At 42.9% G+C, this 25842-nt stretch carries 21 protein-coding genes and 1 pseudogene; 11 read left to right on the top strand and 11 right to left on the bottom strand.

The window, feature by feature from the left end; genetic code table 11:
- Positions 1-223: 223 nt before the first annotated feature.
- Positions 224-1267: a methyltransferase domain-containing protein gene (locus B2863_RS13785; protein ID WP_296211555.1), complete on the top strand. Its 1044-nt coding sequence runs from the start codon at positions 224-226 to the stop codon at positions 1265-1267.
- Positions 1268-1429: 162 nt separating this feature from the next.
- Here the strand turns inward: B2863_RS13785 and mtnP are convergent, their stop codons facing one another.
- The gene (mtnP, locus tag B2863_RS13790; protein WP_296211558.1) at positions 1430-2323 is read right to left on the bottom strand and encodes an S-methyl-5'-thioadenosine phosphorylase; all 894 of its coding nucleotides are present in this window, start codon (positions 2321-2323) and stop codon (positions 1430-1432) included.
- Positions 2324-2790: 467 nt separating this feature from the next.
- On the opposite strand from mtnP, the gene B2863_RS13795 reads away from it, so the two are divergent.
- The 3 genes from B2863_RS13795 to B2863_RS13805 are packed head-to-tail and all read left to right on the top strand — an operon-like array spanning position 2791 to position 6365.
- The gene (locus B2863_RS13795) at positions 2791-3810 is read left to right on the top strand and encodes a TAXI family TRAP transporter solute-binding subunit (RefSeq protein ID WP_296211560.1); all 1020 of its coding nucleotides are present in this window, start codon (positions 2791-2793) and stop codon (positions 3808-3810) included.
- Positions 3788-4351, top strand: a complete 564-nt coding sequence (locus tag B2863_RS13800) for a DUF1850 domain-containing protein (RefSeq protein ID WP_102092356.1) — start codon at positions 3788-3790, stop codon at positions 4349-4351. Before B2863_RS13795 ends, B2863_RS13800 begins: the two co-directional genes overlap by 23 nt.
- 10 nt (positions 4352-4361) lie before the next feature.
- Positions 4362-6365, top strand: a complete 2004-nt coding sequence (locus B2863_RS13805; protein WP_296211829.1) for a TRAP transporter permease — start codon at positions 4362-4364, stop codon at positions 6363-6365.
- 167 nt (positions 6366-6532) lie between these two features.
- Here the strand turns inward: B2863_RS13805 and lipA are convergent, their stop codons facing one another.
- Both lipA and B2863_RS13815 read right to left on the bottom strand, forming a co-directional pair.
- Complete coding sequence (gene lipA, locus B2863_RS13810) at positions 6533-7576, bottom strand: lipoyl synthase (RefSeq protein WP_057760861.1); 1044 nt, start codon at positions 7574-7576, stop codon at positions 6533-6535.
- Positions 7577-7724: 148 nt separating this feature from the next.
- Positions 7725-8135 (bottom strand): carboxymuconolactone decarboxylase family protein, encoded by a 411-nt coding sequence (locus B2863_RS13815; RefSeq protein WP_296211563.1) that lies wholly within the window; start codon positions 8133-8135, stop codon positions 7725-7727.
- Positions 8136-8554: 419 nt separating this feature from the next.
- On the opposite strand from B2863_RS13815, the gene acnB reads away from it, so the two are divergent.
- The 3 genes from acnB (at position 8555) to B2863_RS13830 (ending at position 12468) form a co-directional block, all read left to right on the top strand.
- Positions 8555-11158, top strand: coding sequence for a bifunctional aconitate hydratase 2/2-methylisocitrate dehydratase (gene acnB, locus B2863_RS13820; protein ID WP_057760857.1), 2604 nt, complete (start codon positions 8555-8557; stop codon positions 11156-11158).
- Positions 11159-11377: 219 nt separating this feature from the next.
- The gene (locus B2863_RS13825) at positions 11378-11821 is read left to right on the top strand and encodes a DUF805 domain-containing protein (RefSeq protein WP_290164513.1); all 444 of its coding nucleotides are present in this window, start codon (positions 11378-11380) and stop codon (positions 11819-11821) included.
- Between the two features lie 206 nt (positions 11822-12027).
- Positions 12028-12468 carry a PACE efflux transporter gene (locus tag B2863_RS13830; RefSeq protein ID WP_160020982.1) on the top strand — a complete coding sequence of 147 codons (441 nt, stop codon included), beginning with the start codon at positions 12028-12030 and terminating at the stop codon, positions 12466-12468.
- 70 nt (positions 12469-12538) lie between these two features.
- On the opposite strand, the gene B2863_RS13835 is transcribed toward B2863_RS13830, so the two are convergent.
- Positions 12539-13336 carry an enoyl-CoA hydratase/isomerase family protein gene (locus B2863_RS13835; RefSeq protein WP_296211567.1) on the bottom strand — a complete coding sequence of 266 codons (798 nt, stop codon included), beginning with the start codon at positions 13334-13336 and terminating at the stop codon, positions 12539-12541.
- A 338-nt stretch (positions 13337-13674) separates the two neighbouring features.
- Here B2863_RS13835 and B2863_RS13840 point away from each other — a divergent pair, with 338 nt between their 5' ends.
- Positions 13675-14487, top strand: coding sequence for an alpha/beta fold hydrolase (locus B2863_RS13840; RefSeq protein ID WP_296211569.1), 813 nt, complete (start codon positions 13675-13677; stop codon positions 14485-14487).
- A gap of 154 nt (positions 14488-14641) precedes the next feature.
- Here the strand turns inward: B2863_RS13840 and B2863_RS13845 are convergent, their stop codons facing one another.
- The 5 genes from B2863_RS13845 to B2863_RS13865 form a co-directional block, all read right to left on the bottom strand.
- The gene (locus tag B2863_RS13845; protein ID WP_224737724.1) at positions 14642-15706 is read right to left on the bottom strand and encodes an HpcH/HpaI aldolase/citrate lyase family protein; all 1065 of its coding nucleotides are present in this window, start codon (positions 15704-15706) and stop codon (positions 14642-14644) included.
- Positions 15707-15771: 65 nt separating this feature from the next.
- Positions 15772-16953 (bottom strand): cysteine protease StiP domain-containing protein, encoded by a 1182-nt coding sequence (locus B2863_RS13850; RefSeq protein ID WP_296211571.1) that lies wholly within the window; start codon positions 16951-16953, stop codon positions 15772-15774.
- A gap of 65 nt (positions 16954-17018) precedes the next feature.
- Complete coding sequence (locus tag B2863_RS13855; RefSeq protein ID WP_296211573.1) at positions 17019-17849, bottom strand: HAD hydrolase family protein; 831 nt, start codon at positions 17847-17849, stop codon at positions 17019-17021.
- A 42-nt stretch (positions 17850-17891) separates the two neighbouring features.
- The gene (locus B2863_RS13860; RefSeq protein ID WP_296211575.1) at positions 17892-19208 is read right to left on the bottom strand and encodes a phosphoribosyltransferase domain-containing protein; all 1317 of its coding nucleotides are present in this window, start codon (positions 19206-19208) and stop codon (positions 17892-17894) included.
- A gap of 42 nt (positions 19209-19250) precedes the next feature.
- Entirely contained in the window at positions 19251-20477 is a 1227-nt protein-coding gene (locus B2863_RS13865; protein WP_296211577.1) for a S1 family peptidase, read from the bottom strand.
- A gap of 729 nt (positions 20478-21206) precedes the next feature.
- On the opposite strand from B2863_RS13865, the gene B2863_RS13870 reads away from it, so the two are divergent.
- Together B2863_RS13870 and B2863_RS13875 are read left to right on the top strand one after the other, a co-directional pair.
- A complete protein-coding gene (locus B2863_RS13870; protein ID WP_296211579.1) occupies positions 21207-21914 on the top strand; it encodes a hypothetical protein in 708 nt (235 codons plus the stop codon).
- A gap of 124 nt (positions 21915-22038) precedes the next feature.
- Entirely contained in the window at positions 22039-22779 is a 741-nt protein-coding gene (locus tag B2863_RS13875; RefSeq protein ID WP_296211581.1) for an MHYT domain-containing protein, read from the top strand.
- Between the two features lie 128 nt (positions 22780-22907).
- Here the strand turns inward: B2863_RS13875 and B2863_RS13880 are convergent, their stop codons facing one another.
- A complete protein-coding gene (locus B2863_RS13880) occupies positions 22908-24059 on the bottom strand; it encodes an ATP-grasp domain-containing protein (RefSeq protein WP_296211583.1) in 1152 nt (383 codons plus the stop codon).
- 294 nt (positions 24060-24353) lie between these two features.
- Here B2863_RS13880 and B2863_RS13885 point away from each other — a divergent pair, with 294 nt between their 5' ends.
- Positions 24354-25628, top strand: coding sequence for a TerD family protein (locus tag B2863_RS13885; protein WP_296211585.1), 1275 nt, complete (start codon positions 24354-24356; stop codon positions 25626-25628).
- Positions 25629-25749: 121 nt separating this feature from the next.
- Here B2863_RS13885 and B2863_RS14645 read toward each other — a convergent pair.
- A pseudogene (locus B2863_RS14645) lies at positions 25750-25842 on the bottom strand (TerD family protein); the annotation flags it as partial.

Genomic DNA, 25842 nt, shown 5'->3' on the forward strand with positions numbered 1-25842 from the left:
ATGATTTACTAGGGCGTGTCCTCAATTCAATCGATAGTTATCTAAATGGGTTAAAAATGGCTAAATCTTGCCAAACGGCGTCAAATAGCTGACTAATATCTCGATATTATCTGCGCCATTTTCCTTGTTTGACTGCAATTTATCTCATTTTTATCACCATTTTTAAAATGAGGACACGCCCTAATACTTTCAACTGGATGGTACATTCAATAAGGATATTGTTATGCATGACGTCGTACAAAATTACTATGGCAAAGAGTTACAGAGTACCGATGATTTAAAGACTTCGGCTTGTTGTGATATCAGCAATATGCCTGAGTGGCTCAAGCCCTTACTCGCAAATATTCACGATGAGGTATTGAATCGTTATTACGGCTGTGGTCTGGTATGTCCAGCACTGCTTGAGGGCTGCCGAATTTTAGACTTGGGCAGTGGTTCAGGCCGAGATGTTTACGCATTGGCGCAACTGGTTGGTGAGAGTGGGCACGTAGTCGGTGTTGATATGACCGATGAGCAGCTAGCCGTTGCCAAACAGCATCAAGCCTATCATGTCGATAAGTTTGGCTATGATAATGTGACATTTTTACATGGCTATATCGAGAAACTAGATGAACTAGACCTTGAGGCTAATAGCTTTGATATTATCGTCTCAAACTGCGTTATCAATTTATCACCAGATAAAGCTGCAGTTATGGCCAGTGTGCAGCGTTTGCTGAAACCTGGTGGGGAGTTTTATTTTTCTGACGTCTATGCTGATCGCCGTATCCCGCAACACTTAATCGATGATCCCGTTTTATATGGCGAATGTTTGAGCGGTGCATTGTATTGGAAGGATTTTAACCGTTTGTCACGAGATGCAGGTTTCTTAGACATACGTCTGGTTGAAGATCGCCCACTTGAGATTACAGATCCTGCTTTAGCAGCCAAAATTGGTGATATTCAGTTTTTCTCTGCGACTTACCGCTTATTTAAAATCGACTCGCTTGAGGATGCTTGCGAAGATCACGGACAAGCGGTGATATATAAAGGAACTATCGAGCAGTCACCGCATCGGTTTGATTTAGATAAACATCATGCTATCGAAGCTGGTCGGGTATTCCCAGTATGTGGCAATACGTTTAGAATGCTGCAAGAATCGCGCTTCGCGACGCATTTTGAGTTTATCGGTGATGACAGTCGCCATTACGGTATTTTTGCGGGTTGCGGTGAGCTACTGCCATTTAATCAACCTATGATGCTGGCATCTGGTGCAGGTGGTTGTTGTTGATACTAAAGAGAGATAGTTAGCATACGTTCTAAATATACAGATTAAAACCACAAAAAGGGCCGTTAATTCATATAACGGCCCTTTTTTTATATGCATAGTATTATAACGTTTCTCTTGCTATCTTTATTTCAGATAAACGTCTATTCAACCACTTTTTATTGTCTAAGGTAGCAAGGCGGCCAGTCTAATCTTGGTATGCTCGTCCATCGCATCTATAGGCGTGATCAATGCTTGGGCGAGGGCATTGTGAGCGATTGACTCAGGTAGTTCAGCGGCAATCAAAGCAACAGCTTCTCGTATCACTTTTTGAGCATTGTCCGCATTTTTCATTAGGTTCTGTATAGCATAGTCGGCACTAACGGCTTCTTCCGTCGGATGCCAGCAGTCGAAGTCTGTCACCAGAGCTAACGTGGCATAAGCAATACTGGCTTCACGTGCCAATTTGGCTTCTGGCATATTGGTCATGCCAATAATATCTGCCTGCATCTGACGATACCATTCTGACTCTGCTCGAGTTGAGAATTGAGGCCCTTCGATGCAGACATAAGTTGCCTTAGAATGACTGCTACCTTCTATAATATCTGCTTGTTCATAAGCACGCGTCAAGAGTTCTGCTAGAGCAGGACAAAGCGGGTCAGCCATAGATACATGGGCGACGGCACCCTCACCAAAGAAGGTACTCACTCTCTGCTTGGTCATATCGATCATTTGATCAGGCACGACCATATCTAATGGCTTAAGATGCGCTTGCAATGAACCAACTGCTGATACGGATACGATATAGCGTACCCCAAGCGTTTTTAGCGCATAGATATTGGCTCGATACGGCACTTCGGACGGGGTCAGTCTATGACCCTGACCATGCCTCGTCAAAAAAGCAACGGTCACTCCCTCAAGTTCACCTAAGACAATATCATCAGATGGACTGCCATAAGGCGTCTGTATCGTTACACTGCGTTTGTTGGTCAGTGATGACATTTGGTAGAGACCGCTGCCACCGATGATAGCAAGATCAGCAGATAACGTTGCCAGTACTTCCGTGTGAGGTATTGTCATAAGGACTATCCGAGTAGATTAATAAAAGAGAGATACAGACTAGCGCCATGTAATATTCTGAACCAAAAAATAGCTCAGATAAAATATAGCAGAACTTTTGTCCTTATAGTTATAAATCGAGAATTCTTATTAATTTGCTATATCTAAAAATTCCTAAGAAATAATGCGATATGACAATATTTTTTACATATCGATAAAGGTTTACAATAGCAACAAATTTTGTTTTAATATTTATTAAATGAAACTTTGTTTCGCATAGCAAAACATACGTATATATTAGCTCAATTAATGAATGACATATATTTTCTCTAATAGCTTTAAATATAAGGTATTGAAAGAAAAAGAGAAAGTAAGCTAAGGTTTATTTGTTGGCGGAATTACTATATTATTACTCGTCTGTAACGTATTTATGTATAAATACGGATATTGTTAAACGTACAAAATCGACCACTTCAAGGATGAATTCAATGCTTAATTCTTTAAAATCCCCATTACTTTTGTCAGCTATGTTGAGTGCTGCGCTAGGTCTAACCGCATGCTCATCTCCAAGCTCAGAGGGCAGTGATACTGCATCTGCAGATAGCGCGGCAACAGATACTGCAGCAGATAAGCTTGATACTAAGTTTTTGACCATCGCTACTGGCGGTGCGTCTGGCCCTTACAACATCATTGGTACTTCATTGTCTGAAGTCTATGTCAAAACCTTTGGCGTAAACTCAAAAACTCAAACCACTGGCGCATCAGTCGAAAACGTCAATCTATTGACCCAAGGCAAGGTCGACATGGTCTTGGCACTAAGTGACGTAGTGACAGATGCTGTCGAAGGTGAAAACAACTTTGAGCAGCCAATCACTAACATTCAACAGATTGCTGTTTTGTACCCTAATGTCGTGCAAATCGTGACCTCGAAAAAATCTGGTATCAAAAACATTGAAGATTTACGAGGCAAGCGTATTGCGGTAGGTGATCAAGGTTCTGGTACAGAAGTCAATGCTCGTACTTTACTTGAAGGGTTTGGTATCACATATGATGATGTCACCGTTGATTATCTAGGCTTTGCTGAAGCTGCTGATGGTATGAAAGCAGGTAAGATCGAAGCGGCATTCTTTAGTAGTGGCCTACCAAATTCATCTTTGATGGAGTTAGAGCAAGGCTTAGATTTACAGATTGTCACTATCAACCAAGACAAGCTAAAAGAAATCATCGCGACCAAGCCTTACTTCAAAACCTTTGAGATTCCTGCTGGCACTTATGGCAACGAAACAGCCGTACCAACTGCTGCAATCATGAATGCATTATTGGTTAGCTCTGATCTATCTGAAGCGGATGGTTATAAACTAACCAAAGCATTGTTCGATAATTTAGATGGTCTAAAAACAGCTCACCAAGCGGCCAATGATATCAGTCTAGAAACTGCTCGTGATGGCATGGTAGCCCCAATCCATCCTGGAGCTAAAAAGTACTATGACGAACAAGCAGCCAAGTAATTCATTATGGTTATCAACTGGCGCGGCATTTATTGCAGCGCTGGTTTTTTTTACGCTATGGTTAGGCTCTACGCTTCAGTCTGTCGTTGAAGTGCGAGTCGCAGGCGTAGACGGTGCTGATGATAAGGTTTGTTACTTCACTGAGCCTGATTTTCAGCTACGTTGGATACATTCTGTAGAAAAACAGTGGTGGGAAGAGCAGTATCAACGCATAGACGGCAGCAGTACAGCAGGTGCGGAGCTGTTACTGACCACGACCTATTTTGAAGCGTTCGGTGCAGGGACACCCTCCACCGAAATGCTCGCTCCTATACAAAAGCCTGGCTATCTGGGTTATCAAATCAACGAAAAACTGCCTCGCCTTAATTGGGTCGTATCTAGACTGACCAAAGGTGAAATGGATTATGGTGGTCATCGTTTCTTGATTCACCAGTGGGTGCCAGACTATTCTGAAGTGGTGATCATGCCTAAGACGTATGATTTAATTGATAGATTTAAAAAGGACTTTTGTCATGAACTCCCAAGTGACGGATCAAGGTAGTGTGACTACCATGCCAGATGTTCAAGTTGATAACGATGCTGAGGCGGATGCGGTCAATCGAGCAGTATTGGAAAAATATGACCGAGAGTCAATCACGCGTCATATCACTCAAGGACCAGTAAAATATTTTATTGCTGGCATTTGTATACTCTATTCACTGTTTCATTTATATATTACTTTTAATCCAATGCCAGCACTGTTACAGCGCTCTGTACACGTGGGTGTTGGTTTTGCATTGATATTCCTAATTTTTCCAGCCAGCAAAAAAAGCAGTCGCAAGCGAGTGGCATGGTATGACTGGATTTGGTTTGCCCTGTCTCTATCCGGTATGGGCTATCTCATTTATGAATATCAAGATATCGTGACCTCGCGTGGCGGTATGGCTAATCAGGTCGATGTGATATTTTCCTTGATTACGGTAGTCTGCGTACTAGAAGGCAGTCGCCGTATCACTGGTTGGATTTTGCCAATCTTGGCCGGCATATTTTTGGCCTATCCATTTGTCAGTCATTTAGACTTTATGCCTGACAGGCTTTTGACTCGCCCTTATGATATGGGTGATATCTTTGGTCAATTATTCTTAAAAACAGAAGGTTTGTACTCTGTTGCGATTGGTGCCTCGGTCACGTTTATTTTCCTATTCATTCTCTTTGGCGCGTTCTTAGCACGCTCGGGAATGGGGCAGCTGTTCAATGATTTGGCACTAGCCATCGCCGGTCATAAAAAAGGCGGCCCTGCAAAAGTAGCGGTTATCTCTAGTGGCTTTATGGGCAGTATCAACGGCTCAGCTTTATCAAATGTGGTTAGTACAGGTGCCTTTACCATTCCATTGATGAAAAAGGTCGGCTATCACAAAGATTTCGCGGGTGCAGTTGAGGCCAGTGCTTCGGTTGGCGGACAGATTTTGCCTCCGATTATGGGTGCCAGTGCCTTTATTATGGCTGAAACAACAGGCTTGCCGTATAGTACGATTGCCTTAGCAGCATTATTGCCAGCAATACTATACTATTTAGGCGTCATTGCGCAGGTGCATTTCCGCGCTGGACGTCGCGATCTAAAAGGTATTGCTAAAGAAAATTTACCAGCGGTCAAAGAGGTATTGAAAGCCCGCGGTCATATGCTATTGCCGATTGTCTTCTTGATTTTCTTATTAATCAGAAACGTACCTGTGGGATATGCAGCAGCTTATACCATTGGCTTTACCGTTGTGATCAGTATGCTACGTGCCGAAACGCGCATGAGCTTTTCTGATATTTTGGGTGCATTAGAAGATGGTGCGCGCCAGTCATTAGCGGTCATGGCTGCTTGTGCGGTCGTTGGTATTATCATTGGGGTTGTGAGTCTGACCAGTTTTGGTACGGTGATGACATCCTCTATCGTTACATTAGGCGCAGGATCGCTATTCTTTACCCTTATCTTAACGATGTTGGCATCAATGGTTTTGGGCATGGGGCTACCATCTATTCCTGCCTATATCATTACGGCGACGATGGCTGCACCAGCATTGGCCGGTTTTGATATTCCAATCTTGTCAGCGCACATGTTTGTTTTCTATTTTGGTATCTTTGCCAATATTACACCGCCTGTGTGTCTTGCAGCCTTTGCGGGTGCAGGTATATCCGGTGGAGATCCGATGAAAACAGGGTTCTTGTCCCTCAAGCTTGCCCTCGCAGGATTCATCGTGCCGTTTATGTTTATCTATAATCCAACGATGTTGATGATAGATCCAACCGGTTTAGCAGTTACGGCAAAAGATTTCCCGCTGCCACCTATTGTAGATATCATTACAGTGGTAGTGACTTCGGTGACGGGTGTCATTGCGCTGAGCTCAGCACTTGAAGGCTACTTCAGAGGCGGTATGAATACGGTAACTCGTGTCATCTTAGCTATTGGTGCTTTACTATTGATTTATCCTGAGATTACGACTGGTATTGCAGGTGGTATTATTGTCCTTGGTATTGCTGCATTCAATATAAAAACAGCTGGAAAGCCAACGCCAACTTTAACCGTGTAAAGCGTTGGATTTGAATCCTTCGTAAGTCTAATAAAGCTAAAAAAAGGGTGAATAACAAATCTGTTATTCACCCTTTTTAATATTCTCGAGATGTCGTAATAACTGTCTTAGCTACTGTTCTTAGCGGCTGTTCTTCACAATTACTTTCATCTCACTTGATTGCTAAATTAGCAGCCAAGTTTACCTTCAGCTTCTAGCGCTTTTTTACTACGGATAGGTGCTGGGCAATCTTCGCCATAGTACTGACGATCTGCAAAGTAGCTTGAGCGTACCATTGGACCTGCCCAAATACTAAAGAAGCCAATCTTTTTACCGTAGTCCATATAGCGTTGGAACTCGTCTGGATGGACATAACGATCGACAGGCGCGTGGTTTTTACTAGGCTGTAGATACTGACCGATAGTGATCATATCTACATCATGAGCTTTTAGATCATCGAGTAGGGCATAGATCTCTTCTTCGGTCTCACCAAGGCCAACCATAAAGCCGCACTTGGTGGCGATATCAGGACGACGCTCTTTATAAATCTTAAGCAAATCTAGCGAATGCTGATAGTCAGAACCTGGACGGAAAGCTTTGTATAAACGTGGCACCGTTTCGATGTTGTGGTTAAACACATCTGGTGCAGTCTCTGTCAATAAATCCAATGCAATATCCATACGGCCACGGAAATCTGGTACTAGGATTTCAATCAAGCAGTTTGGGCTAAGGGCTCTTGACTCGTTTAGGACTTCCACAAAGTGTCCAGCACCGCCGTCTTTTAGATCGTCACGATCGACAGAGGTGATTACGGCATACTTAAGCTGTAGGCCTTGAATCGTCTCAGCGGTATGACGCGGCTCATCTTTGTCTAGCTCATTAGGGCGACCATGGCCTACATCACAGAATGGGCAGCGACGCGTACAGATATCACCCATAATCATAAAGGTGGCTGTACCATCAGCGAAGCACTGTGGCAGGTTAGGGCAGGCTGCTTCTTCACAGACGGTATAAAGCTTTTGCTCACGCAAGGTTGCTTTGATACGAGCGACTTCAGCAGGCGAGGACATTTTTACCCGAATCCAATCAGGCTTTTTCTTTGCCTCGACAGTCGGGATCACCTTAATTGGGATACGGGCAACTTTGTCATAGCCACGCAGCTTTTCGCCTTGGATGGCTTTTTTTGGTTTGGCCTTAGCAGCAGGTACATGTGTTTGTACGGCAGTTGTCATAATGGAGTTATCTCTTAACCCTTTATATTATAAGGGTTTATGGAATTATCAGAATGTTTTATGAGTGCAGATATTATAGCAGAAATTTGGTCGTCAATTTTTAAACAATATTGTTAAGATTACTATGATTGCTCGGACGACCATAGTTTTAAATATCTATATTAATTTCTAACTCATTCAGTATATCTATGGCGGCGCGAAACGCTTCTTGAGTAGCAGGTGCACCGCAGTACGGCAAGCTATGCATGAGCACTTCTCTAATCTCGGCGACACTAGCCCCGTTGTTAATGGCACCGCGTATATGACCTTTCAACTCGTTTGGGCTTTTTTGGGCAATTAAAAAGGCAATAGTGATTAATGAGCGATACTTGCGTGGTAATACTGAGTCATCTTGCCAAGTGCTGCCCCAAGCATGCTCAATAATCCAGTCTTGCAGTGGCTGGGTAAATCCTGTAGCCGCATCAAGCGAGCGTTTGACATGCTGCTCACCCATGACCTCAGTGCGTACCTTGAGACCATTGTCATAGTTAGTATTGTTGTCCGTATTGCTATCAGTCATATTATCGTCCTTAATGTTTTACCAAGATGTTTTTACCAAATCGACTGCTAATCAATCGACTGTTAATAAATCGAAGTTGCTACATTTTTTTAAGCGAGATTTTATCGAAGTTGTTTCTTACAAAATCGTATATCAGTCATATGGTGTCTGCTCAGTCATAAAGCAAGTACTTATTGATAAGCGTAATCAGGCAAATGCCAGTTATAATGAGCGCTACAATCATATTATTGATGGCACTATTTTTATAATAAATGTTCAATATGGCCTTACTATGCGCCTTTTCAGGGCTGAGCCATTAACATTTAAAGCGTTTTAAGCTATGATTGCACGGATAATTATTTCATATAGTATATAGACGCAGGCAGTCATGCTGACTACCCACGTAATGTGCTACACCCCAACTGACGAGGACGACTATTGTGTTAGAAGCTTATCGTAAACATGTCGAAGAACGTGCTGAGCTAGGAACTGTACCCCTACCACTAAATGAGAAACAAGTAGTAGAGTTGGTTGAATTATTAAAGAACCCGCCTGCAGGCGAAGATGCGTTCTTGATGAACCTATTAGAAAACCGTATCCCTGCTGGTGTTGACCAAGCAGCATACGTTAAAGCGGCATTTTTGGCTGCTATCTTAAAGGGTGAAACATCATCACCACTTATCAGCAAGCAAAAAGCTGTTGAAATTCTAGGCACTATGCAAGGTGGCTACAACGTTCAGCCACTAGTTGCTGCACTAGATGATAGCGAAGTTGCACAAGACGCTGCTGAAGCATTAAAGAAAACTTTGCTAGTATTTGACGCGTTCAATGACGTGACTGAAAAAGCAGAAGCTGGCAACACTATTGCTAAAGAAGTGATTCAGTCTTGGGCTGACGCAGAATGGTTCTTGAACCGTGCTGAAGTACCAAAGAAAACCACTTACACGACGTTTAAAGTCACTGGCGAGACCAACACGGATGACTTATCACCTGCGCAAGACGCATGGAGCCGTCCTGATATCCCATTACATTCACTAGCCATGCACAAAAACTCTCGCGACGGCATCAATGCTGACGAAGAGGGCGTTGTTGGCCCAATGAAGCAAATCGAAGCGCTTAAAGAAAAAGGCCATCCGCTAGCCTATGTTGGTGATGTTGTTGGTACTGGTTCTAGCCGTAAGTCTGCAACCAACTCAGTATTGTGGTTGATGGGTGAAGATATCCCTAACGTGCCAAACAAACGTGGCGGCGGTCTAGTACTTGGTAACAATATCGCTCCTATCTTCTTCAACACGATGGAAGATTCTGGCGCATTGCCAATCGAAAAAGTTGCAGTTGATAACCTAAACATGGGCGATGTATTTGACATCTATCCGTACGAAGGCAAAATCACTAAGCATGACTCTGATGAAGTTCTATCAACGTTCTCACTAAATTCACCAACATTGCTTGATGAAGTTCGTGCTGGCGGCCGTATTCCATTAATCGTTGGTCGTGGTTTGACTAACCGTGCTCGTGAATACATGGGCCTTGGTCATTCAGACATCTTTGCTAAGCCAGAAGAGCCAGCTGATACTGGTAAAGGCTTTACGCTTGCACAGAAAATGGTTGGTAAGGCTTGTGGCCTGACAGGCGTACGTCCAGGTATGTACTGTGAGCCTAAGATGACGACTGTCGGCTCTCAGGATACCACTGGTCCAATGACACGTGATGAGCTAAAAGACTTGGCATGTTTGGGTTTCCAAGCAGACCTAGTGATGCAGTCATTCTGTCATACTGCTGCTTATCCAAAGCCAGTTGACGTTGAGACTCAGCACACACTACCTGACTTTATCATGAACCGTGGCGGCGTAAGCTTACGTCCAGGTGATGGTATCATTCACTCGTGGCTTAACCGTATGCTACTTCCAGATACCGTTGGTACTGGTGGTGACTCGCACACTCGTTTCCCAATGGGTATCTCGTTCCCAGCGGGTTCTGGCCTAGTTGCTTTCGCAGCTGCAACTGGTGTAATGCCACTTGATATGCCTGAATCTGTTCGTGTTCGTTTTGTTGGTGAGCGTCAAGCTGGTATCACTCTACGTGACCTAGTACATGCTATCCCTTATCAAGCGATCAAAGAAGGTTACTTGACGGTTGATAAGAAAGGTAAAATCAACGAGTTCAACGGCCGTATTCTTGAAATCGAAGGCCTAGAAGATTTGACCGCTGAGCAAGCATTTGAATTATCTGATGCCTCAGCTGAGCGTAGTGCTGCTGGTTGTACCATCACTTTGTCTGAAGCGTCAGTGACTGAGTACCTAAACTCAAACATCACGCTGCTTAAGTGGATGATTTCAGAAGGCTATGGTGATGCACGTACGATCAGCCGCCGTGTTGAGCAAATGCAAGAGTGGTTGGCTAACCCAAGCCTCATGCGTGCTGACGATGATGCTGAATACGCGATCGACATCACTATCGATATGAGCGAAATCAAAGAGCCGATCCTTTGCTGCCCGAACGATCCAGATGATGCAAAAACGCTAGCAGACGTGGCTGGTGATACGATTGATGAAGTATTCATTGGTTCATGTATGACTAACATCGGTCACTTCCGTGCCGCTGGTAAATTGCTACAAGACGTACCAGCAGGTAGCTTGAAGACTCGTCTATGGATTGCACCACCTACTAAGATGGATGCACGCCAGTTGATGGAAGAGGGTTACTACAACATCTATGCACAAGCTGGCGCTCGTACTGAAATGCCAGGTTGTTCACTATGTATGGGTAACCAAGCACGTATCGCACCGAAATCTACTGCCGTATCGACCTCAACTCGTAACTTCCCGAACCGTCTAGGTCAAGGCGCTAACGTATACCTCGCTTCTGCAGAGCTTGCAGCAGTCGCAGCGGTACTTGGTAAATTGCCGACTAACGATGAGTATCAGCAGTATGCTGGTATGCTAAACAGTATGGGTGATGAAGTCTATCAATACATGAACTTCGACCGTATGGAAGACTATACTGAAGAAGCAGATAAGATTAACGTTGCTCAGTTGACCTAATCTTGAGTATACAAGCTTTTAAAATTAGAAGCTTTATACTAAAAACTTTATACGTAAGACAAAAAACCCCCGTATCGTCATGATGCGGGGTTTTTTGCTAATGGCTTCAAGACAAGTAGTATTCATTTACAAACTTTTATTGAGTATTTATAATCAAAGCCAATTATTAATAATGTTAACTGACGATTTCTACTTTTTACGACTGAGATAAAAAGCCCTATGGAAAATAATATCAAGCTCAATAAAGCGACACCGCCACCATTGCCCGGATCTACGATGGCTAACAATCATAATGCTGAAGCAAATTACGGCATCATTGACTGGTTTAAAAAGGGTATGAGAAATTACACGAATTTTTCTGGCCGTGCTCGCCGTAAAGAGTATTGGTATTTTTTTCTAGTGCAAATGGGGGTGATGATCGTTGCAATGCTGCTAGACGCAATAATATTCAGCTCAGAGACAGGTTTATTTTACATAGTAGCAGTACTTGGTTTATTTCTGCCTGGTCTTGCCGTGACTATCCGCCGCTTGCATGATACTAGCCGCTCAGGATGGTGGTTTTTGATAGGGATAGTGCCACTGATAGGCTCTATTATATTGCTGGTATTTTTAGCGAGTGATACCAAGCCTGAAACCAATAAATGGGGTCTACCAGCAAAATAGTCCGGCTAAAACAGGCGATAATCGTTAATAAAACGGCTTACGTCTGTATAAATGTACAGGCTGATTTTTTATGCCATCTTATGTATAATATAAATGCAGGCGGAAACCGTGGCTCTGCACTTCCTTTATCTTTTCTAACTCGGGACGGACCGATACTTTGATATGCACCTTGCTGTTTAAATACAGGTGCTTTGGAGTCTTGGTTGATGACCTTATCACCGCTCAAACGTCGCTTAATTTATGTGACCGCTTTCGAAATTATCGCGATTATCTTATCTACTCTTATATTGATGAAACTCAGTCACAGTGATGCATCAGAATCCTTACCAATCGCCGTAATGATGTCGGTAGCAGCCGTCGTTTGGAACTTCATATATAATACCGCTTTTGAAGCGTGGGAACGTCGCAGGCGCATTGTACGTCGCACATTATGGATACGCAGTGTTCATGCTTTTGGTTTTGAAGGTGGGCTGGTGTTGATCTGCTTGCCACTATATATGATTTGGTACGATGTTGGTCTAGTAAAAGCCTTTATGATGGAAGTAGCGCTACTGCTATTTTTCTTAGTTTATACGTTTACGTTTACTCTGATTTTTGACAAGATATTTACTTTACCTCACCATTCTAAACCCGCGACCGCTTCTTAATTAAAGGTATTGACAAAAAAAGGGCTACCATATTGGCAGCCCTTTTTTGATAGCATCATTGTTTATCTTCTTACTTACCTTGATATACAGGCTTACGCTTTTCGATAAAGGCGCTAACCCCTTCGATAAAGTCATCGGTTTTTGCCATTACGGTCTGCTGTTCTACTTCCGTATCTAACGCCGCGCTCAAACCAGCGAAGGCGTGTACGTTGAAGCTCTCTTTCATAGCTGCCAACGCTTTGCCTGGTAGTTGGCTCAATCGTAGCGCCAATGCTTGTACGGTGGCGTCTAGCTCGTCAATACTTACCACGTTGTTCACTAGGTTTAAGCGCGCCATGTCTTCGGCTTTTAATTTATCACCTAGCATTACAAGCTCAGTCGCTTTTGCTGCACCAACCAATTGGTTTAATAAGTAAATACCACCTGCATCTGGAACTAGGCCAATATTAACGAACGCTTGTACAAACTTTGCATTGTCTGCGGCAATTCGGAAGTCACAAGTAAGCGCCAAGTTCATGCCAGCACCTGCCACGGCACCTTCTAATTTAGCAATAATCGGCTTATGTATATGACGTAATTTTAAGCTGACTTCGCCTGCACCTTCTACCATACCTCTTAATTTGTTTGAAACAATATCCTTGTCTAATCCTTCAGACAACATCTCTTTAATATCGCCGCCGCTTGAGAAGTTACCACCAGCCCCTTGTAAAATAATCACCCGTACTTGATCATCTGCGGCCGCTTTATCTAGCGCTATCAAGACTTGGTTTTTTAAGGGTGTGCCAAAAGCGTTTAAGCTTTTTGGATCGTTAAAGGTAATGGTAGCAATGTGCTCTGCAACTTGATAATCGACGAGAGACTGTGACATTTGAGATTTCCTTATTTTAAATGACTGTTTTAATATTCTGTATCAATGACAATACTTTGAGATAAAGGTAAAAATGGTTCAATGCTGATTACTATAGCAGCTTGCTATGATTATAAAAGCGTGTTTTGTGGGCGCTTAAGACACATCTATATACTGGTAAACTTTACTATTCTATCGTAAAAGCTGATGCTAGCTAATGAGACAAAACGACTGGCTCGTAAAAAGGCTATGACCTAAGAGGCTAATGGATTATGCTAATATGCCAGGTTGAGCGTAAAAGAGTCGTAAAAGACACAAGGGTACGCTCGAACTTTCATTGATCAAACAAGGATGTGGTTATGCCAACTATCACTGTAAATAACGCTGATATTTATTACGAAGACAGTGCACCGAATGACACACAAAAGCCCGTTATCGTATTTGCTCATGGTCTACTGTGGAGCTCACAGATGTATGATAAGCAAGTGGCACACTTTCAAACAGATTATCGTTGTATTGCTTTTGATTTTCGCGGGCAAGGTCAGTCGCAAGTTACCAAATCTGGCTATGATATGGAGACGCTGACTGACGATACGCTTGGTTTACTTGCAGCGCTTGGTATTGATAAATGTCACTTTGTTGGGCTATCTATGGGTGGGTTCGTGGCTCAACGTATCGCGCTCAAACGCCCTGAGTTGCTGTTGTCATTAACGCTGTTAGAAACCTCTGCTGACCCTGAAGATCCAAAAAATATACCTCAGTATCGCAAGCTGGTTAAAGCGATTCGCTGGTTAGGTATGAAGCGTGTGAGTAATAAGGTAATGCCAATTATGTTTGGCAGTACGTTCTTGGCAGATAAGCTGCGTAAATCTGACCGTAAGCAGTGGCTAACAATGCTACAAAGCAATCGCAAGGGCGGTGTGGTCAAAGCAACAATGGGTGTGATTGAGCGTACAGGTACTTATGAGCAGTTGGGTGAAATTAAAACGCCGACACTGATTGTGGTTGGGGATGAAGATGCCGCCACGCCTTATGCCAAATCTGAACGCATGCATTTTGCTATCGCTGGGTCTAAGCTTGCTATTATCAAAGGCGCCGGTCATACATCGACAGTAGAAGAGCCTGATCAAGTGAACCAAGTACTTCGTCAGTTTTTGGAAAGTTGTACTTAATATAGATACTGTTCGAAAGCTTTGAAGCCTCATATCTATACAGAACCCTAAGCAAATATCTATATAAAAAAGCCGCTACCTGTTATTTGATAGCGGCTTTTTGCATGGTGCAAGTTGTTAAACGGCAGACAGCTAGCTATATCAGCGACGACAGCTACATTCGTGAGCTGTACTGGCTATGTCCGTCATCGATAGTTCCAAAGGCTTCTGCGCGATTAACAATTTCAGTCGCCCAAGCACGGTGCGTCGCAGGCTCTAGCATCGTATTATTGTACTTAAACACCGCTTTGGCTTCTGAGTGAAGGATAGCTTGTGCTTCATCCAGTGTACTCAATGGCACACAGTAAGCTTGCTGTACTAGGGCGATTTGGCTTGGATGAATGACAGTTTTGCCTACCATCCCTAAGCTGACGTCTCGGTTCAGCTCTTGCATAAACAGCGTCGGCTGATCCAAGTACTCAAATACTGGCGCGGTAAGATAAAAACCATGCGGCACAAAACAGCCAAGCATTTGATAAGCCAACGTACCGATAGGCGAGTCATAGACAATACTGTTTTTTGGGCGACGTAAGCGCAATGCTGCAAATAAGTCATTACCGCCGATACGCAATGCAAAAACTGGTTGGCTAAATGCTTCTTTAAAAGCGATGGCAAGCTCCTGATTGTGATGCGGATTAAACAGCGCTGCGGTTTCGAGCGTCGGCATAAGTAGTTGATCTACTTTTAGGTTCTGACACGCCATGCGCCAGTTAGATAAGCTATACATATCGACTTTTGGCATGACGAAACCATCGATCAGATCGATATGGGTATAGTCAGCCAGTTGCTGTAGCATCATCGGGCTACGTGGGCGTATAAAGACCAGTGGACGCGTCGGATGCTGGGCATGAATCGTCGCTGATTTAGATGGCGCATTGATGCTATTCACATGTTCTGCCCAAGTATCCAAAAGGGTTCGCAAACGCTCAAGCGCCAACTCTACATCCTGCTGACTGACCGCATCCTCTAGACAGATAATAATACTATTAATCGTCGGTAATTTATCTCGCTTGATGACTTGCCAAATATCTTGGCGAGTCGCAGGCATGTATAAGCTAGCACCGAGCTGATATGGATGGTGCGTGTGCGGTTTGACCATCGCATGACGCTCAGTGATCAGATGCGCATAAGATTGGGTATCATTGTAAAGGTCTGACTCGGTTTTTAGCATATCTGACATAATTGGCATCATAAGTAGAGAGTATAAGAGAGCGAAAAAGAAAGTATTTAATACTGGTAAATGTATTAAGTGTCTTGGGAGCGCTGCTTGATAAGCGTGATGGCTTGATAAGGCAGTATTTTATCACCTAATACACTGATAGTGATGTTTCGTTGCGCACATAAATGGCGTAGCAATATGGTATCAGGGTGCTCAGCAGTGGCGAGCAATATACGCTCTGGATCACGGCGTAATATGGCACGTGTTGCCTCGGCAATAGTCGGCTTAATACGGTTGCGATTGACGATATGATAATCTGCGGCCAACGTCTCTATCAACGCTGCAGTCTGGTAGCGTGGCTGCTTATAAGTCGGTAGACGCGCTGGAGTAGTAGCCAATGATCGTCTCGTTGCATCTATATGCTCGATAAATGCCAAGCTGTGATCTACCTCAATTAAACCATCATAAAAAACACTGCGATGCAGGCCTGATGACGGCTCTGTATACAAGCTGCGTGAAATTAATCCCGATACGGTGCTGTTTAACAAACCCGACGGGATTAACCAATCTTCTTCACTTGCCGCCAGCCAAGCAACGCCAGCCGGATCAGCAAGGGTCAGTAGCGGAATGACGTCAGCGCCTTGATGAAAAATGTTGGCAAAATTAACATGAGTTGAGTCACTAAACGTCTCTAGACTGCGAGCCAACTCTTGATAAATAGCGCCTTTACCTGTCCAACCATCGACGAATACAATCGGACTGTTTGGATAAGCATCCAGTAGTATTTGCAGGGCCACTGGATCAAGACCACGATCCCGAATGATACTGATGCCATAATGTACACTTGGCAGGTGATAGCTATTGTCTGTATCCGACAGCGCACGCTGCAATAACACACCAATCGGTAGACCAGCTCGCACCAAACTGACCAAAACCAGTGGGTGCTCATCACTCACATTCTGCTGAAAAACATGATGTAGCGTATGAGACAAATGAGCGATATCGGTCGCGGTCCTTGTTGACCCTTGCTCTAACGCCTGTATGTATAGCTGCTCATGCATTGCAGTAGGTGCTTGCTCTAAAGTCAGCATGTCAGAGTAATGGCGTTGTCCGCTTTGGATAAGCGCTTCTTTTTGACTGACTGGCACATCGGCAACCGCGTCCTTATCTACCATGTCGAGTAGGACAGTGACATCGCTTGCAAGATAGCTACCTGAGCCATAGTTTTTTAAATCGGCTCTTTTTATCTGTATATTAGGTAAAGTCATAGTATGAATAATAGCACTCTTAATGATAACAGTGGATTTGCGTGGCTGCTGTTTAAACTAATGGTTTAGCCTGACAATTTAGACTGGTATTGCTCATGCAATTGGCCGTGGTTGGGCATACCGTACCAGTCCAATAACTGTAAGAAAGGCAGATCAGCTAAGCTATCACCAAAGCCAAAACTGGGACGCTGATGGTCTAAATGATGCTCTAATAAAAACTGTACCGCATGACGCTTGTGAACCGCATGGGGCAATATCGCTAGGTTATTAGCATTCACATGTACATAGAAATCTTGATCAAAATCACGTATCAGAGTGGGTAGTTTCTCAGCTAAATCTACGAGCGCTTGATGATCTTTCTGCGCATGTTTGATAGCCAGATAAATGGTTAGATTTTCATCAACAGAACCATTGTTAAAGTTATCGATATGCGGTGTAAATACTAAATGACTTTGCTCGCTTTGACTATGACTGGCAAACAATTCGCTTAATTTATTAAGCTTATCTTGCAATGGCGCGAGCTTACTATACATATGCTGCTGCCAACTGCTTAAAAGTGCTCCGTCAGACGTTAAAATAATCGCTCCATGGGTCAATACTTGCCAGCTATCAAAGGGCAGCTTCACACGTTTTATTTCACTACGATCCCGCGCCGTTACTACAACTAATTCGGTGCTGGCAAGTAGCCAATTAAAAAAGGTTGCTTGGCGCTGACTCATAAAACTCAGTGGTTCGTCTTGTTTATTGACCGTCGCACAAACCAAAGTCTCAGGCTCAGTAGTGGGCAAATCCCATGCGTCAATTTTACGCTGGGTTTGGAATAGCGTGTCGTCCAAATCCATCAAGGCATAAGGCTTAATAATGTCTGGGTTGGCTTTAAAAAATGAGGTAGTCATGGTGTAGTCCGTAAATAATAGGTTTGAAAGTTAGAGAGCAATTTAAAGACTAGGGCTCACCACCAGCACGTTATCCAAACCTCGCCACATAGCATCCACACTATCAGCTGATGTTTCTATACACAACACAATCAAATCCCAATCACTAGGCTCAACGTTATAAGCAAAATTGGTCATACCAAGCCCATAATTGTCGCTAAAGCTCAGCATCGTGGTAATCGCTCCACCAAGCGCAATCGGTGAACGTGTTAATGCGCTAAAATTAACCATGGTAGCTGTATCTCCGCTCAGTCTTTTAGACTCTATTTCAAGCCATTCAGCCAATAGAAATGGCAACCAAACAAACTCATTGCTACCCAATACTAGGATTCTTTTTGGCAACTGAATGAGATCAAAGCTTTCTTGATCATTGAAGCGGGTAAAGGCCGCCTGAAAACTCGAAAGATAGTCATCAAAACCATCAGTACTGTCTAGTGTTGGAAAACGCCCCCAATTACCAGTATCACCGAGCACCTGACTACCAGCGGCAGTAGTATCAACCGATGGCATCGTAATAGGTTCAGGATGGGGTGCATCTGTCCATTGCCATGCACCAGACAGTAAATGATGGCGATGAAACTCAATACCAGCGAGACGATCCGCCATACGTGCAGGTTTAGCATCTGACTGTGGGTGAGGTTTTTCTTGATCTAATGACCAGTCCACCAATGTTGTTAGATGCACTTGCTCTAACTGGCTCAGTCCTGCTTCACGTAGGGCCGTGACGACATTAACGCAGGTATTGCCCGTTGAGGCTTCATCATCGACCATAATCAGTGTTTTACTAGCCAGTAGCTGCGCTTGAGTGATGTTCTCTTTGCTCTGATAAATCAAATGCTGGCTAGCATGACTGTGGTCTTCACAAAATGTCGTCAGCAAGGAGTCAGTACCATTTGCATCACTACTGTCATCGTGCTGTGCATGACGCGTAGAGTTTAATAGCAGAGCTTGAGGATAGCGCGTTTGCAATGCTTGATGGACGCCAGCAGATAGACCAACAGCGGTCTCTGCCATACCAATGACTAGTACTGGCTCGGCCAAGTCACTAGGCACTAAATCAGCCAAATCAGTAAATGCGTTTCGCATAGTGCTCGGCGCAACGGGAATATGACGACCTAGCACTTTTGAGACAAACAAAAACGCACGCTTTGGATTAATACGCTGGGCAAATCCTAGCAAATCTTCTAATTGATAATGCTCGTGTTGTTCTGCGCCATTTTTATTGGTGGCTGATTTATTAATGGCTGAGTTGGTTTGATAAGTCAGATCTAGCGTACCACGGGGTAGGGTAATGGTCGTACTGTGTTGCTCATTTAACATTCATATTCCTTGGTGCTTTTAATTATATGTTGTCGTAGATTTTTAACCCTGACAGCCAACCAGCCATAAGGCACTGCGACTTTGCTTGCTTAACTGAGGTGTTGTAAGAGGCGTAGCACTGATCAAATCAGTCGTGTGCTCCAAACTGATGCCAGCGCTCGCTAGTAGGGCAGATAATAACTGAAATTTCACTGCATAGTTCATATTTTGTGCATGTTCATGAACCAGACTGGATGTGACCATACCGACCACCTCTCCAGTCGGCAATAATAAAGGACTACCACTAGATCCAGGCTGAATGGGTGCGGTGAATTGCATATGACGGATATCGTTATTTAAACCTGTCAATCCTGATATACAGCCTTGAGTGACTTGCAGTTGGCTACTCAGTCCTGACAACGGAAACCCCAGTGTGGTGATGGTCTCACCCAATATATCAACACACTGCTGCGCTAATGAAAGGTAGCTAGGCAAAGGATCACTAACTCTAATAATAGCTGAGTCGCTTCCGATATCGCTGAGTACGACTTGTGCCTCGCGATCAGGCTGACCTTGCTGACGTACGCCAACCATCGCTGCTGACTCAATCACATGATAGCAGGTGAGCAAATGATAGGGATCAATAGCAAACGCTGTTCCTGTCCAAGTCTCGCCTGCTTGTACTTGACGAGGAGGGCGAGCTTCATTGTTTGGTTGAGTACGCTGCTGCTGTTGAGCTTCTTGAATAAGCCTATGTGTGCTAGGTAGACGAACATCCAGACCAACCTGTACATGATGCTCAAGGCTCGCCAAGCCTTGCGTTGATGCCTCACCAAGCGCCCGACATTTGAAATGCCCATTACGCTGATATATTTCTAATATAATCGCTGCTTTGACATGCCGCTCGTTTGTTGTGAAGTTATAGTGAATATCCCCGTTGTTGAGCGTGAGACTTACGTCATTTAACTCTACCGCTGGCAAGTTTAGGCTTGGATCATGATAAACATAAGCAATCAGTTGTAAGAAACTAACATTATTTTTATCAAATAACTGGGGTAAATCTAACTGCCATGTACTTGGATTATCCTTGTTATCGAGCTGAGCCCAGTCTTTAGACTCATGTAAATAAGCAGGACTACAAACTGCTTTACGATTGGCATCTAATGGCAACCACAATAGTCCAAGCTGCTGTCCAAACTCTAATGGTTTAGTAGTAGAAAATGCGATCGAACATTTGGTGTTTTCGATAACCGTATTGGCCCCTAGCATTAACTCAACTTGCTTCGACATCACATTTCCTTAGTTTATTTGCGCGATTATAATTATTTTTATTGTTTAATGATTTTATCCTTGAGACTAAAGTCTGGCCACATAAAGGGTTTTGATTTTATTTTGCATCTATCATTCTACCAAGAGAAAACAGTAATAGATGTTTTAATAAACAGTTAAGGTTAATTGCATAATAGAAATATCAAAATAGATAGATATAAATAGTTGTCAAGATTTTTTAAATAATACATTATTTTTATAGAACAACGATGTGGCTCTATAGTCTAGCCATTTGTCGGCTAATGTAGCCATTTATCGGACAATACCTTATAGTGTATTGCTACAAAACAAAATTCCAGTAATAATACAATCAAAATCTATTGCTATTTAGTAACTTCACTGTGAGTAAGTGTTATCATAAGAATTTAAGAATAGTAGTTTATTTAAACATATTTATCTCAATCTTGTTTTCAAGCTCATTACTGCTTTAAGATTAATGAATTTCTAGTTGTTAAATCGTTTATATGCTTAATAACTATAAAATTGAAGTTTCATCTACTGAATATATTTCATTTCTTATAATATAAAAGATATACAAAAACTATTGTGTGGTTGATGTCTGAATATTTTTTATATTGTGAGAAAGTCAGTTGGCCGGATCTTTAAAACGTTATTCATATTTGTTAATTACTTTATGTAGAGAGCTTGATAGAAGAAAGCGTAGCAGTATTTTAAGAAAAGGAGTGCTCTATGAAATTCTCTTGTGCATTAGAAACGTCTTCTGAACGTATTCGTTTGGTCAATGTTATTTCGCCGCTTATCAAAGCAGGTTATCAGCTAGTCTCCCAAAGACAGGAGGCTTCAGAGAATGGTGGTAACATCATTCACGTGATTGCAAGAAGTCTGGGGTCTAAAACGCAGGAAGATTTAATCGATGACTTATCTTCGATCGAAGGATGTACGCTTTTTAATCTAGAAATAGATGACGAGGGTGGCTCGTCAGCTGCCCCTGCAAAAAAGACATTGGATGAGAAGAGCGTTCTATCAGCCATCGGCGCGTACTACCCTAAAATAGCAGATATTGTCGGTCAGTATGAAGATAGTTTGCCCAGTGATCAACGCATGACTGCATTGCACGAGTTGGGCCGTAAGGTTGGTGGCGGAATTTACCAACGTGATTATTCACTTGGTAGTCCGTTAAAGATGCCTACTACGATTACTCGCGAACTTGTGCCAGCACTAAAGGGGCTTTCTAAAGTTAAAGCAAAGAACAATGTAATTTATTTAATCAAATGTCCGTTTTGTAAATCGTCAGACCATAATCACTCAGGATGCCATTTTATTGTAGGTTATATAGAAGGCTTTTTAGCAAGCAATCCTGCTGTCGATATGGTTCAGGTTAAAGAAACTAATTGTGGTGCGGGCAGTACCAACATTTGCGAATTTACCATTGGGTAAAAATATTATGCATAGATAATCTAATGTCTGTGTAAAACAAATACTAATGAGCGAATGACGCACTGTGTTGTGATTGAAGTAACGTTATTTGGCTCAGTTTTTATGATAGATAAAAGGCAAAAAAATGATTGAAGTTGAATATAACTTACTTTTGGTGTTGGTCTCATACGCCATTGCAGTGTTTGGTTCTTATGTCGGCCTAAACCTAGCCATTCGAGTTCCTTCTGCCAAGCCAGGAACAGATTTATATTTTTGGGTTGCGCTATCTTCGATTGCAATCGGGGGTGCGATTTGGTCTATGCACTATATCGGTATGATGGCAGTAGATATGAAAATGCCTGTTACCTATGATTTAGGGTTAACGATTGTCTCAATGCTACTTGCGATTTGTTTCGTTGCTGTCGGTGTCCTTATCGTAGGTCGCGGTGATTCAAGCATTGGTAAACTGATCGGTGGTGGTGTGCTTACTGGACTTGGTGTCGCAGCTATGCATTATACGGGTATGGCCTCTATGCAAATGGAAGCTACCATGTCATACAATATACCGTTATTAATGGTATCAATTGTGATTGCTATTGCAGCCGCTATCGCTGCACTATGGTTGGCATTTAATTTGCGTGGTTCATTACAGCGTTTTGGTAGTGCGTTTATCATGGGTCTTGCCGTTTGTGGTATGCATTACACTGGTATAGCCGCGATGGAAATGACAATGACTGACCATGTGATGCCGATGGACTATACACAGGCAGGTGCAATTTCTTCATCTATTATGATTTTCATCGGTTCAGCCGTTGTATTGAGCTTGTTATGGTTCATTGCTTCTAAAAACGCACCTAAGCAAACAACACTAGCGTTTGGTGAATAATTCAAAGCGTTCGTTTTTAATACACCTTAGAAACGAAGCCAAAAAAAGGTTTTTAGATTAATATCTAAAAACCTTTTTTCGTGTTTGTTCAAATCATTTACTAATCATATGCATGCTTAGCGGACTATTTATTCGTCATCCTTTTCAATTTTGACACTCATCATAATAGAGCGTACTTGGCATGGTTCAATATGCTGAATATTGGTCTCTAAGTTAGGTCTCTCTGATAACCCCAACCAATAAGAAAAGCCGACTTGCGTCAGGTCAGTTCCACTATGAGAAGTATAACCAATACCACCTGATGGACGACTATTGATCTCAAGAACACGGTGCTGACCGCTATCATCAGCTTTGGTCTGTACACTGACGATACCATCACAGCCAAAAGCCTTAATCAATGGGATTACGACATCCATGACAGACTGCTCATAACCAACATGTTGTATTTTTCCGGTTTTATGACGAGTGACAGCAGCTAGGACTTCACCATATTCACAAACTACATCGATAGAGTACTCTTGCCCTGACAGATAAGGCATAAGCAACATTGGAATAGGGCGATCGTGTACCATTTCGCTGTTAGCATAGGCATTCACAAATTGGGCTGTATTTATTTTTTTCTCTTCAGTGAAATATAAGTGCTCAAAGCTATCGTACGCAGTACTATCTGCTTTACCCGTGTCTAGTCGCCAAAACCCTTGGGCGAAAATACCGACGACAGGTTTGACACATAGAGGCTGGTCACCATGCTCGGCTAATAAAACCTCAAGCTCCGCCGTATTATCAAAACGCCATGCGTCTGCCACTGGAATGTTATGAGTGTGACAATGCTGCATAAAAGCAAATTTATCATCGATTGATTCTAGTGCCGCTACGCTGGTTGCTCCCGTCAATAAGCGAATACCCGCAGCGACAAATTTATCACGATGCACTTCATAATCAATACCATTGCGCCCAGTCAGTAGTACTTTTACGTTATGCTTTTGAGCTTGTTCCAATACGAACTGCCAGCGTGGTATAGCAGGTTCGCTAGTCATTTGGGTGTCAGTATCTACAATCGAGTCAGTTGGCTCACGATAAGCCATATCAGCGAATTCGAAAATCTCAGGTCTATCATGACGGTGTGAGGCAATAACTTGAAAAGGGTTGTTTGAAGGACTGCTTGATTTGCTCTTTAGACTTTGTAAACTCTCCAACATATCACGCTGGCTAGATTGACCTTCAGCTAACCACGCTGCTACTGGTATTGAAGGGTTACTATTGTCAGCAAGATTATTCATAATTCTCTCAGCGTTATCGTTAGGTGTAGGGGAATGGGAATGGGTAAGTCAATATTGCTACTGCAAATCTAGTAGTAATATTAGCAAAGGTATACGGTTTAATAGGACGTATTATATACAAATGATATGCGTTATAAACGCCTCTAATAAAATAGTCATAGGGATTTGTAAGGATGACTTTATCGCTTATATCACGATTGCCTGATTCAAAACTTTCATAATATCCATGCTACTATATGATGATAGTCGGCATGACAATGACAACAGCATAATAAATAATCTAAAGGACGTATGATGAGTCAAAACCAACCTCAAAAACTAATTGCAGGTGCCAATGCGCCATTACCAACTGACAATATTAGTATTCGTATTTTAAGCCAAAATGCCATCGATTGTGCCGCTTATCGCCTGACTAATGACGGAAAAGTACGCGGTGATGGAGACATGATATTTTATGGTCAGACACGTAGCGATGATGGTAGCGTTAGCTTCCGTGGTCATGACAGTGATGGGTTTTTTGATGTTAATTTGTCTGCACAGCCTGCAACTATTGAGAAAATTGCCCTAGCGTTCTCTAGTGCGCAAACACTGTCGCAAGTTGGCGATGTGGACATTCAAGTTTTGCAGGGCAGTCAAGTACTGATGACCTGTCAGCTGAGTAGCGCAGGCCGTAATGAAAAAGCCATTATATTGGCTGAATGCTATCGCAGACAAGGAAGCTGGAAATTTCGTTTTATCGCCCAAGGATTTGAGGGAGGGTTAAAACCTTTATCTGAGCATTTCGGTGTGGAAATCGCTGATGACGTACCTGCCCAAAATCAGAACCCTGAACAAAGCCAACCTCAACCTATCAACACGCAGCGATCAATCAATACGCAAAAAGCAGGCAACACCTCTCAAGCTAACAAGCCGCCACCGATTCCTGCTAACCCTTCGATTAACTTAAGTAAAATAACCTTAACAAAAAACCAATCTAGCATTAATCTTAAAAAACGTGATGATTTTGGCAAAATATCAGTCAATTTAGACTGGAACCAACGCCCGCCAAGTGATAAAGCAGCGCCCAAGAAAGGGATACTGGGAGATCTGTTTAAGCAGCATCAATCAAGCGGTATCGATCTAGATGTCGGCGCTATGATTCATCTAAAAAATGGTGAAAAAACCCTGATTCAAGCGCTGGGCAATCGTTTTGGTAGCTTGCAATCAGCGCCTTACGTCTGCCTACGTGCGGATGATAGAACGGGGCAGGTAAGCGGCGGTGAATGGCTAGATATTAACGGTCAACAATGGTCGCAGATTGAAGAGGTATTTATCTTTGCATTTATTTACGAAGGCGCACCTAACTGGGAAAAAACTGATGGGGTTGTGACTATCCATGTGCCAGAGCAATCACCGATTGAGACACGTTTGACCGAAGGTGCGGGTAATCTACCAATGTGTGCCATTGCCCGTTTGGTCAATCAGCAAGGCAGTATCAATGTTGAGCGTATCAACCAATACTTTAAAGGTCACCAAGAAATGGACAAAGCATTTAACTGGGGCTTTAGCTGGAAGCGTGGACGTAAATAGTATTCTTAATTATAAGTAATAAACATAAAAGAGCGGCCCATCTATTGATAGATGGGCCGCTCTTTTTTGAAATAGACTATTTAACTAGATTGTTAATAATCCAGTTAAAGTCTAAAGTCAATTACGCATGCGGTGTGATAGCAGGCATTAAGTCGTGGAAGGTGCGGCCAGAAGCTGTCTCGCCAATCGCATGCATTTTCCATTCATTGTTATG

The organism is Psychrobacter sp. UBA3480 (assembly GCF_002377945.1).
Taxonomy (GTDB): Bacteria; Pseudomonadota; Gammaproteobacteria; order Pseudomonadales; family Moraxellaceae; genus Psychrobacter.